Origin of the sequence: Paractinoplanes globisporus DSM 43857 (assembly GCF_000379645.1) — a bacterium.
Lineage (GTDB): Bacteria > Actinomycetota > Actinomycetes > Mycobacteriales > Micromonosporaceae > Actinoplanes > Actinoplanes globisporus.
This window is the reverse complement of record NZ_KB903294.1, coordinates 1,526,054-1,541,790: the sequence shown is the minus strand read 5'-3', so window position 1 is coordinate 1,541,790 and position 15,737 is coordinate 1,526,054. Positions and strand designations below refer to the sequence as shown.

9 protein-coding genes are annotated in these 15,737 nt (G+C 71.6%); 6 read left to right on the top strand and 3 right to left on the bottom strand.

Going from position 1 to position 15,737, the window contains the following annotated elements; all coding sequences use genetic code 11:
• Window positions 1–386: 386 nt before the first annotated feature.
• Window positions 387–5,819, bottom strand: coding sequence for an AAA family ATPase (locus tag A3CQ_RS0106765; RefSeq protein WP_020510165.1), 5,433 nt, complete (start codon window positions 5,817–5,819; stop codon window positions 387–389).
• Between the two features lie 86 nt (window positions 5,820–5,905).
• On the opposite strand from A3CQ_RS0106765, the gene A3CQ_RS51740 reads away from it, so the two are divergent.
• Both A3CQ_RS51740 and A3CQ_RS0106755 read left to right on the top strand, forming a co-directional pair.
• The gene (locus A3CQ_RS51740; RefSeq protein ID WP_157295367.1) at window positions 5,906–9,346 is read left to right on the top strand and encodes an NACHT domain-containing protein; all 3,441 of its coding nucleotides are present in this window, start codon (window positions 5,906–5,908) and stop codon (window positions 9,344–9,346) included.
• A gap of 195 nt (window positions 9,347–9,541) precedes the next feature.
• A complete protein-coding gene (locus A3CQ_RS0106755; RefSeq protein WP_051115176.1) occupies window positions 9,542–10,084 on the top strand; it encodes a LysE family transporter in 543 nt (180 codons plus the stop codon).
• A 73-nt stretch (window positions 10,085–10,157) separates the two neighbouring features.
• Here the strand turns inward: A3CQ_RS0106755 and A3CQ_RS0106750 are convergent, their stop codons facing one another.
• Window positions 10,158–10,835 (bottom strand): DNA alkylation repair protein, encoded by a 678-nt coding sequence (locus A3CQ_RS0106750; protein WP_020510163.1) that lies wholly within the window; start codon window positions 10,833–10,835, stop codon window positions 10,158–10,160.
• Between the two features lie 47 nt (window positions 10,836–10,882).
• Between A3CQ_RS0106750 and A3CQ_RS0106745 the strand changes: the two genes are divergently transcribed.
• Window positions 10,883–11,527, top strand: coding sequence for an acVLRF1 family peptidyl-tRNA hydrolase (locus A3CQ_RS0106745; RefSeq protein ID WP_020510162.1), 645 nt, complete (start codon window positions 10,883–10,885; stop codon window positions 11,525–11,527).
• On the opposite strand, the gene ypfJ is transcribed toward A3CQ_RS0106745, so the two are convergent.
• Complete coding sequence (gene ypfJ / locus A3CQ_RS0106740; protein WP_020510161.1) at window positions 11,511–12,449, bottom strand: KPN_02809 family neutral zinc metallopeptidase; 939 nt, start codon at window positions 12,447–12,449, stop codon at window positions 11,511–11,513. The two genes, A3CQ_RS0106745 and ypfJ, sit on opposite strands and share 17 nt — an antisense overlap.
• 217 nt (window positions 12,450–12,666) lie before the next feature.
• Here ypfJ and A3CQ_RS0106735 point away from each other — a divergent pair, with 217 nt between their 5' ends.
• The 3 genes from A3CQ_RS0106735 (at window position 12,667) to A3CQ_RS0106725 (ending at window position 15,707) form a co-directional block, all read left to right on the top strand.
• Window positions 12,667–14,271, top strand: a complete 1,605-nt coding sequence (locus A3CQ_RS0106735) for an ABC-F family ATP-binding cassette domain-containing protein (protein ID WP_020510160.1) — start codon at window positions 12,667–12,669, stop codon at window positions 14,269–14,271.
• A gap of 414 nt (window positions 14,272–14,685) precedes the next feature.
• The gene (locus A3CQ_RS0106730) at window positions 14,686–14,913 is read left to right on the top strand and encodes a helix-turn-helix domain-containing protein (protein ID WP_020510159.1); all 228 of its coding nucleotides are present in this window, start codon (window positions 14,686–14,688) and stop codon (window positions 14,911–14,913) included.
• A complete protein-coding gene (locus A3CQ_RS0106725) occupies window positions 14,910–15,707 on the top strand; it encodes an enoyl-CoA hydratase/isomerase family protein (RefSeq protein ID WP_026205402.1) in 798 nt (265 codons plus the stop codon). Before A3CQ_RS0106730 ends, A3CQ_RS0106725 begins: the two co-directional genes overlap by 4 nt.
• Window positions 15,708–15,737 lie beyond the last annotated feature (30 nt).

Here is a 15,737-nt window from a genome sequence, read left to right as displayed (position 1 = left end):
CTTCGCGGTGGCGGGCTCTTCGCGGTGCCCCGGCCTCCGCGCCGACCCGCCGTGTCCAGCTGCGCTGTCGTGTCCGTCCTTGCCACCGTTCCCGGCGGGCTCGGCATCCGCGCGACGCTGGTCGTAGACCTGTCGCGGTGCCTTTGCTCTGCGTACCAAGACGCGCTGCTCTGCGCACCTGGGCGCGCTGCTCTGCGCACCTGGGCGCGCTGCTCTGCGCACCTGGGCGCGCTGCTCTGCGCACCTGGGCGCGCTGCTCTGCGCACGTTGGGGTGGGGCGCTGCGTGCGTGGGCGTGGGGCGCTGCTTGCGTGGGCGTGGGGCGCTGCTTGCGTAGACGCGCGGGTGGGTTGGGGGTGGGCGCGCGTCGTGGGGGCTTGGGAGCGGTCAGCCAGTGGCGGCGGCGTGGAGGGTGGGGTGGTGGTTGGGGTCGTCCGAGGTGGACAGGGGGAGGGTTAGGACGAAGATGGAGCCGCGGTGGGGGGCCGGGCGGTAGCCGACGTCGCCGCCGTTGGCTCGGGCCAGTTCGCGGACTATGTAGAGGCCCAGGCCGGTGCCGCTGACGGTGCCCGCGGTGCGGTCGGCGCGGGCGAAGCGGTCGAAGAGGTGGGAGCGGAAGTCGCGGGGCACGCCGGGGCCCTCGTCGTGGACCTCGACGGTGACCGAGGCGTGGTCGGCGGACGGGGCGGCCTTGATGGCGGTGGCGCCGCCGGCGTACTTGGCGGCGTTGCTGATCAGGTTGGTCAGGATGTGGTCGAAGTGGCCGGGCTGCATGGCCGCCACCAGGTCGTGCTGGCAGCTCACCCGGACGCCCGTGGTGGCGGTCGCGGTCAGCGCCGCCTCGATGTGGTCGGCGACCCGGATCGGGCGGGGCAGGGCGGTCAGGCGGCCGGCGTCGATGCTGACCAGGGCGAGGACCTCGTGGACGATCGTGTCGAGGCGCTTGGCGCTGCGGTGGATGTTGCCGAGCAGCTCGCTCACCGGGCCGGGCACGTCGTCCTCGGTCAGCGCCAGGTCCACGTACCCGAGGATCATCGCCAGCGGGTTGTTGATCTCGTGGCCGAGCATGCCGATCAGGTCGGACTTGAGCTGGTTCGCGGATTCCAGGTCGCGGTTGCGCTCGGCCAGCTCGAGGTGGGCCTCGTCGCGGGCCGCCTCGGCCGCGCGGCGGGCGCTGACGTCCTGGAAGATGCTGACCAGATGATCGACGTGACCGTCGGCGTCGCGTACGGCCGAAACGGTGACGTGCGCGGCCAGCCGGTTTCCGTCGGCGCGTCGCAGATGCAGCTCCCGGCTGATCAGCGGGCGCCGGTCCGCGATGATCTCGCCCAGCTCACGCCGATGCTCGTCCCGGTCGGCGGTGGCGAACAGATCGGTGAGCCTGGCCCCGGCCAGCTCGCGCAGCGACTTGCCGATCATCGTGAGGAACGCCGGGTTGGCGTCCTCGATGTGGTCGTCGGTGCCGTGGATGACCTGCCCCACCGCCGCGTGCTCGAAATGCGAGCGCAGGCGGCGCTCGCCGTCGGCCAGGCGGCGGTTGGTGGCGGCCAGGTCCGCGGTGCGCGCCTTCACCGCGTTCTCCAGCGAGTCGTGCAGCAGCGCGTTGTCCAGCGAGACCGCCAGCTGGCCCGCGATGAGGCGTACGGTCTCGAGCCGGTCGGTGGAGAAGACGTCGCGCTGGTGGCGGTTCTCCAGCACCAGCACCGCGCGGGCGACGTTGTGGCTGGGCACCGGCGCCACCAGCAGCGCGCAGGTGTCCAGACCGGCGAGGTAGGGGTCGCGGGCGAACCGGTCGTCGCCGGTGGCGTCGGCGACCAGCAGCGGCTCCCCGGTGCGCAGCACGTACCGGATCGCGGAGAGCGGAAGCCCGTTCGGCGCGTCGCCGGCCTCCGGATCGGCCACGGGTTCGTGGGCGCCGCGGCCGGGCCCGGCGATCGCCGAGGCGTACCAGTTCGAGGTCTCCTGATGTTGCAGCACCAGGTGGACGTCGGTGGCGCCGGTCATGGCGCTGAGCAGGTCGCCGACCCGCGCCTGCAGGCCCGCGACCGTGGTCTCCGAGCTCAGCGCCTGGGACGCCCGCAGGACCGCCATTAGGTCGATCCGCTGATCGGACGGGTCGGCGGCGGGCGCGGCGGCCGAGTCGCGCAGGAACGGGTGGGCGGCCTCCAGCGCGATCACCTTGCCATCGGCGCCCCACCGGCGGTACGCGTCGCGCGCCTCGGCGAGCAGTTGGCGGCCGCCGTGCGCGAGACCCTCGGCGAGGTGGAACAGTCCGGCCCGCTCGGCGAGCAGCGCGTGGTGCCAGGGGCGGCCGGAGACCTCGGCGAGCCCGGCGTCGAACTCCCGGGTCGCGGTGGCGAGGTCACCCCGGGCCCAGGCGTGCTCGGCGTCGACCAGGTGCAGCAGTGGGCGGAGGTTGCGCGGGCACTCGGCCGCGCGCAGGGCGAGCCAGTCGCGGGCGTCGGCCAGCTCGGCGGCGACGCCGGGCGCGGTGGAGAGCTGCCGGGCGAGGCAGAGCGCCCGGGTCAGCCAGGCCACCACCGACACCGGGAAGCCGCGGATCGACCGGATGTTGGCCATCGCCGCGGCCGAGTGCTCGTCGAGCGCCGCCGCATCGTCGAAGATCAACGCGGAGAACGCGCGATTGGCGTGATAGGTGCCCAGCCCGGTGCCGTACGCCGCGGCCTCCTTCCGGTACGCCTCCTCGTCGAGGTCGGCGGTGGTGAACGAGCCGGGCGCGGCGGTGCGGCCCTGCAGGGCGAGGATCAGCTGCTGGTAGCTGATCATCATGAGGTGCGCGTACCGGCCGCCGGTGCGCTCGCTGAACGCCAGGTACCCGCCCAGCTCGTCGCTGACCGCCTCGAGGGTCTCGGTGCAGTCCACCAGGATCGCGATCAGCCGGATCGAGAGCAGCCCGGCGACCTGCACGTCGCCGGCCGACACCAGGTCGTCGCGGGCCTGCAGGGCGGCCTCGGCGACGTCCTCGATGGGCTCGAACCAGTGCGCGGCCAGGCACAGGTGCATGTACCGGGCTACCGCCGTCTCGGCCCGGTATCCGCGCTCACGGCCGACGTCGACCACGTGCCGGGTGAGCAGGTATCCGGTGCGGTAGTCCTCCCGCTGGTCGATGGTCACCGCGATCCCGGCGCCGAGCGTCCCGACGAACGGCGCGCAGACACCGTGGCGTACCCAGAGGTCGTGGGCCTCCAGCACGAGCCAGGCGTGCAGCAGGGCGTCGAGCTGGAAGGCCGGCGCGAGCAGCCGGTTGATCAGGCGGCCGGCGGCAATGATCTGAGGATCGGTGGTCTGGTCGTGCCGGGCCGTGGGGGAGGACACCCACCGGTAGAGGTTCTCCAGGCGGGCGGAGACGGATCGCGCCAGGTCGCGTGGCGGAACGATGCCCATCCGGCGGAGCACGCCGAGCCCGAGCTCCGTGGCCGGGGTGTTCGCGCCGCGCTGGGCGAGGCTGTTGATCTGCACGGTGGTCGCGGCGGCCAGGGTGAGCAGGTCGGGCGTACGGCCGATGAGGTCGTGGTAGACGTCGTCGCCGTCGGCGAGCCGGCCCAGGCAGTAGAGCGTGGCGTGCCGGTCGAGCGCGATGGCGTTGCGGGCCGGGTCGTCGGCGTCGCCGGCCGCGGCGAGCGTGGCGGCGCAGCTCATCAGTTCCTCGGCGACCGGGTAGTTGGTCAGCTCGGCGGACCGGCGGCCGGCCTCGTGCAGCAGCAGCGCCGCGATCCGCTGCTCCCGGGGCGAGTCGATCTTGTCGGCGACGGCGAGGTACTGCTCGGCGGCCTCCTGCCGGCCCTCCTCGCCGGCGGCGAGCCGGCGGGCCAGGTCGAGCTGGAGCCGGTCGCGGTCGTCGGCGTCGAAACCGTCCCGGGCCGCGCGCAGGATCAGGTCGTGCCGGAAGTGGACCGCCGCGCTGGGCGACCCGGCCCGGTCGATGATGATCAGCCGTTCGCGGACGGCCGGCGCCAGATGCTGGACCACGGTGGGTTCCGGCATGCGCAGGCCGCTCGCGAGCAGGCTCGGCCGGGTGTCGCCGCCGAGGCAGGCCAGGGCGGTCAGCACCAGGCGGGACGGCTCGGGCAGCTGCTCGAGACGGGCCGCCAGCAGCTCGGGCACGCGGTTGCGGGACACGAACCCGCGCACCGCCTCGTCGTCCCAGCGCCAGCCGTCGTCGGCGAGCTCGAGCAGCCCGTCGGCGCGTAGCGCGTTGAGCAGCTCGATCGAGGCGTAGGGGTTGCCCTCGCTCGCCTCTCCGATGAGCTCGGCCAGCCCGGCGGTCGCGGCCGGCGCCATCCGCAACACGGTCCCGATCAGCTCGGCCAGCCCGTCGGTGGTCAGACCATCGAGCCGGATCGGTGGTCCGATCTCGCCGTCCCGCTCCCAGCGAGCGGCCAGCGGCGCGAGCGGGTGGCTCTCGTCGACCTCCTGGTCGCGGTACGTGGCGAGGATGAGCAGGCCCGGAATGGCGCCGGCGGACAGGACGCCGTCCAGGATCCGCAGCGAGGCGCTGCTGGCCCACTGCAGGTCGTCGATGACGAGCACGAGCGGGTGGCGCGCGGCGACGGCCCGCAGCAGCGCGACGATCGCGGCGCTGAGCCGGCCGGGCGCGGCGCCCGGGTCGTCGCCGGCCGGCTCCTCCTGCGGACCGAGCAGGGTCGCCATGTCCGGGATGGCCGCGGCGATGGTGGCGGTGTTGGGGCCGAGGTCGGCGATCAGCCGCTGCCGGTGCGCGGCCATCTCCGGCGCGGGCTCGGCGAGCAGCTGCCCGGCCAGGTGGGTCAGGGTCCGCCGGATGCCGCCGCTGCCGGTGCCGGTACGGAACTGGTCGTACTTGCCGGTGGAGAACCAGCCACCCCGGGCCGTCACCACCGCGCGCAGGGCCGAGGCCAGCGCGCTCTTGCCGACCCCGGGCGGCCCGGAGATCAGCACGGCCGGGCCGCCGGCGCTCTGCACCCGGTCGAGCGCCCCGGCCAGCCGCCGCATCTCGGCGCCGCGGCCGACCAGGTGGACCGGGCCGGCAAGCACGGCCGGGAAGTCGCGCTCGCCGATCCGCCAGCCGGACTCCGGTCCGGCGTCGAAGCGGGCGAGGTCGTGCGTGAGGGCCTCGGCACTCTGATAGCGGTGGTCGGGGTCCTTCTCCAGCAGCCGCATGATGATCGCGGAGAGGCCGGGCGGGAGCCGTCCGGCGGGCGCCTCCGGCACCCGCACGAGCGTGTCGCGGATCAGCTCCAGCGGATCGTCGCCGGGGAACGGCGGATGCCCGGTGGCCAGGGCGTACAGGGTGGCGCCGACCCCGTACAGGTCGGATCGGCGATCGATCGGAAGCCGCAGCCTCCCGGTCTGCTCGGGTGGCAGGTAGCCGAGCGTTCCGACCGGCTCGCCCGGCGGCGCCGACCCGGTCCGGGCCGGCAGCGCCAGGTCGTAGTCGATGAGCACGGGCGTCCCGGCGGCCGGGACGATCAGGTTGTCCGGGGTGATGTCGCGGTGCAGGAGACCGGCCCGGTGGATGCCCGCGACCGTCTCCGCCAGGGACCGCGCGACCTCGATCAGACGGGCGACCGGCAGCCTGACCTGGGCCGACGATCGGCCGCCGGCGTCGCGCAGCACGAGCACCTGCCGCGGCTGCCGGCCGGCGAGCGCGGGCACGCCCCGGATGCCCGCGAGTTTCCGCAGGGTGGACCGCTCGTGCTCGACCCGGCGGGTCGCGCCCGGGCCGAGGGCACGCTTGCAGATGACCGGGCCGTCGCCGTCGGGTGCGGTCTGGCGGGAGACCTGCGTCCGCTCTCCGCGGTACAGCAACTCCTCACCCATAAACCGGATACTGCCACTTATAGGATGATCGTTCCGTACATGCCGTGCATCGGCCACGATGAATGACGGATGCGACAATCGGTGGCGTGGCTAGGACGATCAGTTACGCGGACGCGGTGCGCATCCTCGGCGGCGGGCCGGAGTCCGCCGTCTTCCGGCGGGTCAACGCGATGACCGGTGGGCTTCTGGCGGGTGCCGCGGTGGCCGCTCCGCAGCTGCTTGCGCTGCTTGACCTGCGTACGGAGTTGGCTCGGGTCTCCGGAGAGCTGGTGAACACCGCGACCCGCGCGATGAGCGGCTCGGGGCGGCGCGACCGCACCGACCGGGTCGCCGCCGCGCACACGGTCATCGTGATCGCGGCATACTTCGACGCCATCGCCGAGGTCGACCTGTCCTGGGCCCGGCTCAGCCGCGCCGACCAGCTCCGCCTCGCCGGCCAGGGTGCGGACGGCGCGCGCGACCTCACCTCGGCGGCGCTGCGGGCCGGCGTACCCATGCCCGAGCCGCACATCCCGAACGAGAAGTTCCTGGCCGCTCTCGAGGATTTCTACGACGGGCTCACCGCCGACCTCGGCCGCTTCCTCACCGGACTCGCCCCGTTCGACGACCTCAGCGAGGGCGAGCGGACCATCCTGCTCCGGGACATCCGCGCCGGCGGGCGCCGCGCCCGTCAGCGGTACGAGGAGATGCTGCTCAGCCTCATGGCGGACTGTCCCGACATGGCGTTGTGGATCGACCACCGGCACCGGAACGCGATCGAGGGCCGCCTCGACTCGCTCGAACCGTCCCTGCGCGAGCTGGAGCGGCTGCTGCGCGAGGTCGCGGCGGAGAACACGGCCGAGGGTGTGGCCAAGGCCCTGCAGCGCGCGCACGCCGCCATGCTCGAGCACCGGATCGTCGAGTCGATCGACCTTCCCGAGGGCCTCGGCGTGCCCACTCTGGACAGTGGCTACGTCCCGCCCGCATTTCAGGTCGCCGAGCGGCCCGAGGGCGTCTCGCCGGCCGACGAGGCGTTCTGGCAGGACGTCGGGGTTCGCCACGACATCGACCGCTTCCTGGCCGGGTACCTCGGCACCCCGCGCGCCCTTCGCGCGCCGATGCTCGTGCTCGGCCAGCCCGGCGCCGGTAAGTCGGTGCTCACCCGGATCCTCGCGGCTCGCCTCTCCAGCACCCGCTTCCTGCCGATCCGGGTGCCGCTGCGCGACGTCGACACCTCCCAGCGGTTGCAGCAGCAGATCGAGCAGGCCGTGCTCGCCGCCACCACCGAGGAGACGACCTGGCCGGCGCTGGCCCGCTCGATCGACGCGGTTCCGGTGATCATTTTCGACGGCTTCGACGAGTTGCTGCAGGCCACCGGCGTCAGCCAGGAGGACTTCCTGCAGCGGGCGGCCGAGTTCCAGCAGCGGGAACGGGAGCAGGGCCGGGCCGCCGCGGTGATCGTGACGAGCCGTACCAGCGTCGCCGACCGCGCGACCCTGCCGCCCGGGACCATGCTGCTGCGGCTGCAGCCCTTCGACGAGCCGCGGATCCGGGGCTGGGTCGACACGTGGAACGAGGTGAACGCCACCCACCTGGCCGCCGACGACGTGCTCGCCCACCGTGACCTGGCCGGGCAGCCGTTGCTGCTGCTGATGCTGGCCCTCTACGACGGGGACGGCCACGCGCTGCGGAACGGCCCGGCCGGTCCGCTGACCACGGGCGAGCTCTACGAGCAGCTGCTGGTCGGGTTCGCCCGGCGCGAGGTCGGCAAGGCGTACGCCAACGTCTCGGCGCGCGGGCTCGAGGTGCTCGTCGAGCAGGAGCTGAGCCGGCTGGCCGTGGTCGCGTTCGCGATGTTGAACCGCTCGGCACAGTGGGTCACGGAGGAGGCGGTCGGCGCGGATCTGCGGGTCACCCTGGGCGATTCGGCGCCGGTGCGCCCACCCTCGGTGAGCGCCGGCGCGCTCACCGAGTCCGAGTTGATCTTCGGCCGGTTCTTCTTCGTGCATCGGGCTCAGGCCGTCCGGGGCGGTTCCACCCGGCGCACGTACGAGTTTCTGCACTCCACGTTCGGGGAGTACCTGGTCGCCCGGCTCACCTGGCAACTGCTGGCCGAGGCGGTCGCGCGCGACTCGGTGACCGTCGCCGTGCGGCCGCTGACCGGCAACGACCTGCTCGCCGACCTCCTCTCCGCGGTGCCGCTCACGGTGCGCGCGCCGATCGTGCAGTTCCTCGCCGAGATGGCCGGCCGGCTCGCCCCGGCCGAGCGGGAGCGCTGGACCGACGTCGTGGTGCGGCTGTTCCGGCAGTGCGAGCGCAGCGGGGTGTGGCCGGCGTCGGCCTACCGCCCGGCCCCCGCGCTGAACGTGGCGGCCCGCTTCGCCGCGTACACGGCCAACCTCACCCTCCTCGCGGTCGTCACCTCCGGCGGGTTGCGCTTCGGTGAGCTGGCCGAGCCGGCCCACTACGATCCGTACCGGCAATGGCATGACTATGCGTCGCTGTGGCACGGGCAGCTCGACAACACTGGTGCGAGCACGCTGGTCGAGGCCTTCGCCGTGGAGCGATGCGTCGGCCCGGCCGGCCGGGACGTGCGGCTGACCCTCGACGACGGCACGTTCCGGACTCCGAAGATCGACCCGCACTGGCTGTTCCGGCAGCCCGAGGCGTCGCGCGGCAGTCAGACGTTCGTCGACCGGCTCGAGCTCGAGGCCCGGCGCCGGCGGTTGCTCTTCCAGGCCTGCATGAACAACGAGCTGGCCTGGCACACCCTCGAGCCGCTGTTCGACTCGCGGCTCGCGCCGACCACCACGATGTTCGCCTCCTGGTGGCAGGAGAACTGCCCGTCCGCCGCGCAGGCGCTGCTGGAGGTGTGGCTGCTGCCGCAGTCGGGCGCCGACCCCGCCGAGGCCTACCGGCGCTGCGTGCGCATCGCGGCCGACTTCCCCGGGTGGGACCCCGAGGTGCAGATCGCGTACGCCGATCAGCTGCTCATGACGCTTGCCGGCCACCACGACGCGCCCACCGAGGCCGCGGTGGAGGTGCTCGGCGGACTGCGCGCGGCCTCGCCCGACGTCTGGCTGCGCACGGCCACGGCGGTGCTCGACCGCGCCGAGCGGGACGACCCCGACGCCGCCTGGCTGGCCGACAGCGTCCTGCGCGTGGTCACCGACGGCTGGGGGTCGCTGACCGACCGACGGAGTGCGATCGTCGCCGCCGCACGCGCCGTGGCCCTGCTGGAACGCCGCCGCCGCGTCCCCGACGTGCTCGAGAAACTCGGCCAGACCCGAGCCGCCAGCGCCGACGACACCCGCGCCGAGCTGGAGGCGTTCCGCGTCCGGCTGGACAGCCTCCGCACCACCAACCAGCGCTGGCTGGCCGAGCTCAACGCCCTCTTCGACGAGTACAGCTGGCTGGCCTCCGGCTCCGAACAACTGCACGCCTCGCTGGTGGCCCTGGCCCGCATGCCCGACATGGTCGGCGACATCGAGACCGTGCTCGCCTACGTCGACCAGCGCATCACCAACTGGCTGATCGGCAACCCGTAAATTCGCTGGCGCTTCCCGACCGTCCGACCTCATCCTGTTGCGCATGACCATGCTGCTGAAGCCTCATCCCGTCTGTGTCGCCGCGGCCGATCGGGCCGCCCGACAGCAGACGGCCGTCGCCGAAGGGTCGGTTCGTCAGCAGCTGTCGTGAGCGCGCCGTTCCTGGCCGGCGTCGTCGCCGGCTACGGCGTCGCCATGCCCGTGGGCGCCATCGGCGTCCTGATCGCCGGCCTCAGTGCCCGTACGTCGCTGCGCGTCGGGGCGGCCGCCGGAATGGGCGCGGCGACCGCCGACGGCATCTACGCGCTGATCGCCGTCGTGGGCGGCGCGGCCGTCGCGGGCCTGATCGCTCCGATCGCGACCCCGTTGCGCTGGGCCGCCGCCGTCGTGCTGCTCGGCCTGGCCGTGCTCACCGCGCGCAGCGCCTTCCGCAAGCCGGGCGCCGCTCGCGAGGAGAGACCGGCGACGCCGTTGCGCGCCTACTCCGGCATCCTCGCCCTGACCCTGCTCAACCCGGCCACCGTCATCTACTTCGCCGCGCTGGTGCTCGGCCGCTCCGGCGAGGGCGGCGGCGCCTGGTTCGTGATCGGCGCTTTTCTGGCCTCCGCGAGCTGGCAACTGCTCATCGCCGGCAGCGGCTCGGTCATCGGCCGCCTCCTGACCGGCGAACGCGGCCGCATGATCACCGCCCTCGTCTCCGCCGCGGTGATCGCCATCCTCGCCGTCCGCTTGCTCTGAGCGGCCGGGGCGCCCGCAGGTCGGGGCGCCCCGACCCGCGGGTCGGAGCGGCGCGGCGGCGGGGCGCCAAGGACTACAGGTGCTTCATCGCCTCCTTGCGCGAGAGCGGCGACAAGGAGGGAGTCTCCGTCACGAACGCCCGCACCTCCGACGGGTCGGTGCGGGCGTAGTGACGCAAGGCCCAGCCGATGGCCTTGCGCACGAAGAAATCCCGATGCCCCGCCTGGACCGTGCAATAGCGGAACAGGCGGTCGGTGTCGGTGGCGGCGCCGTAGTGCAGCTGGAACAGGATCGCCGTGCGGATCAGCCACATGTTGTCGTCGGTGGACCAGGCGTCCATCACCTCGACCAACTCGGGATGAGCGCTCACCAGGTCGCCCACGAAGCGGGTGGCCAGCGGATCGACCGTGTCCCACCAGGATTTCGTGGTGATCAGGGTGCGAGCGACCGGGAGGAACCGCGCGTCGGCGGCCGCGACGTGTTTTCGGAGGTAGTCGCAGGCGGCGTACTGGAACTCGCGCTCGTCGCGCTCCCAGCAGGAGAGGGCGACAGCCGCCAGATCGTCAGCTGTAGGCCCGGGGAGATCGGCAAATGCCGCGCGCTCGACCGCCCGGACGGTCGGCGCGGGCAGGCCGAAGTACTCGAATTGGTCGCGCATGTAGGCCGCCATCGCGACCGCGCGCTCGGGGTCGCGTCGCGCCGAGAAGCCGGCGTCGAGCCGACTGAGCAAGGTGCCCGCCAGGTCTGTCACGCCTGCCAATTCTGGCAGACTCAGTGTGCCACCGTAGTGTGACAAGAATGGTTGAGCGGGCGGCCGCGGGCGGCGGGAAATGGGTGGACGTCGGACCCGACCGGGTGCCGCGCTGGCTCGAGAACTTCGTGACCCGGCACGGGGCGTACACGGAAAAGGGCTTGATCTTGATTGCGGAGGACGGCGCCTCGGCGGAGTGGCGGACGCCCCCGGGAGCGCCCGAGGCCGCGACGATGACCGATTTGATCCGGGAGGCGCGGACGCCGCGGCGGCTGGGTCTGCTGCTGGCGCGCAAGGGCGCCGTGGCGGTAGGCATAGCCGAGGGTCCGGAACTGGTCGCGTCCAAGGTGGACACCCACTATGTGCAGGGGCGCACGGCCGCCGGTGGCTGGTCCCAGCAGCGGTTCGCGCGCCGGCGGGACAACCAGGCAAAAGCGGCGACCGCGGACGGCGCCGGCATCGTGGGTCGCATTCTTCTTCCGCGCGTACGCGATCTGACCGCGCTCGTCACCGGGGGCGACCGGACGGCGGTCGACGCGATCCTCGCCGCACCCGCGCTGGCGCCGGTGGCCGCCTTGCGTGCCGAACGGTTCCTGGACGTGCCCGAGCCCCGGCACGCGGTGCTGATGTCCGCGATCGCCGGGGCCCGAGCCGTGTCCGTGCTGGTGCGAGAGCCTAGTCGCCCTGCTTGACGGCGCCTGAGGCGAAGGTGTCGCAGGCCTTGACCGGGTCGCCCGAGTCGAAGCCGCGCTTGAACCACTTCTGCCGGTCGGCCGACGTGCCGTGGGTGAACTCAGCCGGGTTGACTTGCTGACCCGAGCGCTGCTGAAGCGTGTCGTCACCGATCTGCTTGGCGGTGTCGAGACCCTCCTGGATGTCCTGGTCGGTGATGCTCTTGAAGATCGGCTGACCGCTCGACGTCTTCGTCTCGGTCGCGTGGTTGGCCCAGACGCCGGCGTAGCAGTCGGCCTGCAGCTCGAGCTTGACCGACAGCAGGTTCTGCTCGGCCGACGACGACGCGCTCTGCTGCGCCTGCCGCATCTTGGCCTCGGTGCCGATCAGGTCCTGTATGTGGTGGCCGTACTCGTGGGCCAGCACGTACGGCTGGGCGAACTCGCCGGGCGCCCCGAGCTGCTTGGCCAGCAGGTTGTAGAAGGTGAGATCGATGTACACCCGGTCGTCGGCGGGGCAGTAGAACGGGCCGGTGCCCGAGTCGGCGGCGCCGCAGCCGGTGTTCACCCGGTTGGAGAAGAGCACGGTCTTGGCCGGCTGGTACTGCCGGCCGAAGTACTTGGGCTCCGCGTCCTTCCAGAAGGCCTGGATGGAGTTGATGTAGAGAACGTTGCGGCAGTCGAGGCTGTCGCGCCGGGTGTTCTTGTCGGCGCACTCCTTGTTGATGTTGGTGTTGTTCCCGCTGTTGCTGTTTCCGCCGCCGAGCTGGTTGACGCCGAAATAGCCGCCGGCCACGAGCAGGACGACGGTGATGATGAGGCCGACGATGCCGCCGCCGCCGATCGGGATGGGCAGGCCGCCGAAGCCGCCGCCCCCGCCGCCGGAGCCGCGCTGGTCCTCGACCTGGCTGGTGTCGATATCAGCGTTCTCGTTGAGTTCCATCTCATCCTCACTGACGCGGGGTTGCCGCTCCGATACCCGTTGATCTTGATCGGTAATCGGGTGGGAGGTGCTACCGCATGCCCGGTAGTATGGCGGAGTGCTGCTCTGCGAAGGCTGACTGAGTCTTTAGGGGCAATTTGGCCCCGCGCCGACCACTAGCCTGGCCGGCGCTTTCGTGTGCCCGGAGTCAGCCTTCCTCTCGAGAGCGAGTTTCGAAATGATCACCGCCACCGGACTTGAACTGCGTGCCGGCGCCCGGATCCTGCTGTCCCCGACCACGCTGCGCGTTCAGCCCGGCGACCGGATCGGCCTGGTCGGCCGCAACGGCGCCGGCAAGACCACCACCCTCAAGGTGCTGGCCGGCGAGGGCATCCCGTACGCGGGCGCCATCGACCGCACGAGCGAGGTCGGCTACCTCCCGCAGGATCCGCGTACGGGAGATCTGAACGTCACCGGTCGCGACCGGGTGCTGTCGGCCCGCGGACTCGACGCGATCCTGGCCGAGATGCAGAAACTCGAGATCGAGCTCGAGGAGAGCGCCGACGACAAACTCGTCCGCCGCTACGGCCACCTCGAGGACCAGTTCTCGGCCTTGGGCGGGTACGCCGCCGAGGCCGAGGCCGCCCGCATCTGTGCCAACCTCGGCCTGCCCGATCGCGCGCTCGCGCAGACCATCGGCACGCTCTCCGGTGGCCAGCGCCGGCGCATCGAGCTCGCCCGCATCCTGTTCGCCGACTCGGGGCAGAACGGCAAGGGCATCCTGCTTCTCGACGAGCCCACCAACCACCTCGACCAGGACTCGATCTCGTGGCTGCGCGGGTACATGGCGCAGCACAAGGGCGGCCTCGTGGTGATCAGCCACGACGTGGAACTGCTCGACGCCGCGGTCAACAAGGTGTGGTACCTGGACGCCAACCGCTCGGTCGTCGACATCTACAACGTCGGCTGGAAGAAGTACCTCGAGCAGCGCGAGACCGACGAGCGCCGGCGCCGGCGCGAGCGGGCCAACGCCGAGAAGAAGGCCGGCGCCCTGATGGCCCAGGCCGACAAGATGCGCGCCAAGGCCACCAAGACCGTCGCCGCGCAGAACATGGCCCGCCGCGCCGAGAAACTGCTCGGCGGCCTGGAGGAGACCCGCGTCTCCGACAAGGTGGCCAAGGTGCGTTTCCCGCAGCCGGCCGCGTGCGGCAAGACGCCGCTCACGGCCGTGGGCCTGTCGAAGTCGTACGGGTCACTGGAGATCTTCGCCGATGTCGACGTGGCGGTGGACCGCGGCTCCCGGGTGGCCATCCTCGGCCTCAACGGCGCCGGCAAGACCACGCTGCTGCGAATCCTCGGCGGCCTGCTCGACTCCGACACCGGTGAGGTGCGGCCCGGCCACGGCCTGCGGCTGGGCTACTACGCCCAGGAGCACGAGACGCTCGACGTCGACCGCACGATCCTCGAGCACATGCGCAGCGCCGCCCCCGACCAGACCGACACCGACCTGCGCAAGATTCTCGGTGCTTTCCTGTTCTCCGGCGACGACGTGGACAAGCCGGCCGGCGTGCTCTCCGGCGGCGAGAAGACCCGGCTCGCCCTGGCCACGCTCGTCTGTTCCGGGGCAAATGTCCTGCTGCTCGACGAGCCCACGAACAACCTCGATCCGGTCAGCCGCGAGCAGGTTCTCGACGCGATCGCCAACTACCCGGGCGCGATTGTGCTGGTCACACACGATGCCGGCGCGGTGCAGGCGCTCAAGCCCGACCGGGCGATCCTGCTGCCGGACGGCGACGAGGACGCGTGGAGCGACGATCTTCTGGAGCTCGTCGAACTGGCCTGACCTTCGCGAGTTGTCAACTGGTGCCCACACAGACAGTGCGACGTTCGGGCGTTTGCGGTCAGGCCGGGCAACGGCCCGGGCGACCCAAAGTTGGCACACTCGGCGTGACGGCGGTGCGTGTTCGTTACATCGACGGTGCGTCATGTCTGGCCGCCGGGCGCCCTCGATCGAGTGTTTCCGCAGGTGATCGATGGTCTTGGGACTTGTGGCCCGGCTACCTACCGAGTGGTCGGAATCGTACTCTGCCTAACGTCAGTTAACTGTCTGACATTGATGCCGGTGGTCAGGGTCAAGTTCCTGACAGTGCTAAATGGGCACGTTGGCTAAGCCAGGATACCTAGCGCATGATCGTTGGAGGCGGTCTAATAGGTGGGACCGTATCGAACCGCACAGTCTGGGACGTGAGGATTCAACATGGCAGCCACGGGCACAGCCACCAGCACAGAGAAGGGTCGCCGAATCGTCGGCAGCGAGCGCCAGTCACTAGCGAAGGATCTGGTCAAGCGTTACACCGGTGGCGAGAGCATTCGCGCGCTCGCGGCTTCGACCGGACGTTCCTACGGATTCGTGCACCGGGTGCTCACCGAGTCGGGCGTGCAGCTCCGCCAGCGCGGCGGCGCTCGCCGGCGCAAGAAGGCGTGACAGCGGACAACGCCGAGCCCGGTGCCGTTCCTGCCGACGAGGCAGGTGTTCGCTTCGACCTGGACGGGCCGGTCGCAACGGTGACGTTGTGCCGGCCCGAGGTCCTCAATGCGCAGACTCCGGCGTTGTGGGCCGAGCTCGCGAACATTTCACGGAAATTACCGGGTGACGTGCGAGTCGTCATTGTCCGTGGCGAGGGACGCGCGTTTTCCGCAGGCCTGGATCTGTCGGTGGCGCGTGGCGACGGCGATTCTTCTCTGACGCGACTCGCGCACTTGTCACCACAGGAGTGCGCCGATCGGATTGCGGGCTTCCAGTCGGCGTTCACCTGGTTGCGTAACCCGTCGATCGTGACGATCGCGGCGGTACAGGGACATGCCATCGGCGCCGGATTCCAGCTCGCGCTGAACTGCGACATGCGCGTTCTGGCGGACGACGCACGGTTCTCGATGGCGGAGGTGACACTCGGCCTCGTGCCCGATCTGGGCGGTACCAAGCGGCTCGCCGAGTTGGTCGGGCCGTCCCGCGCGCTGGAGATCTGCGTCACCGGCCGCCGCATCCCCGCGGAGGAGGCCGAGCGGATCGGTCTGGCCACCGCGGTGGTACCCGTTTCCGATCTCGCCGACTCGGTAAATGATCTCGCCGCGGCCATTCTGGCCGCCCCCGACGGCGCCGTTCCGGAGATCAAGGGATTGTTCGCCGGGATCGGTCAGCGATCTTATGCCGACCAGGATCGCGTCGAGCGTGAGGCGCAGACCCGTCGCATTCGCGATCTCCTCGGTACCGGGGAGTAAATCGAGCGCGTCCCGGGTTGTCGTACCCGC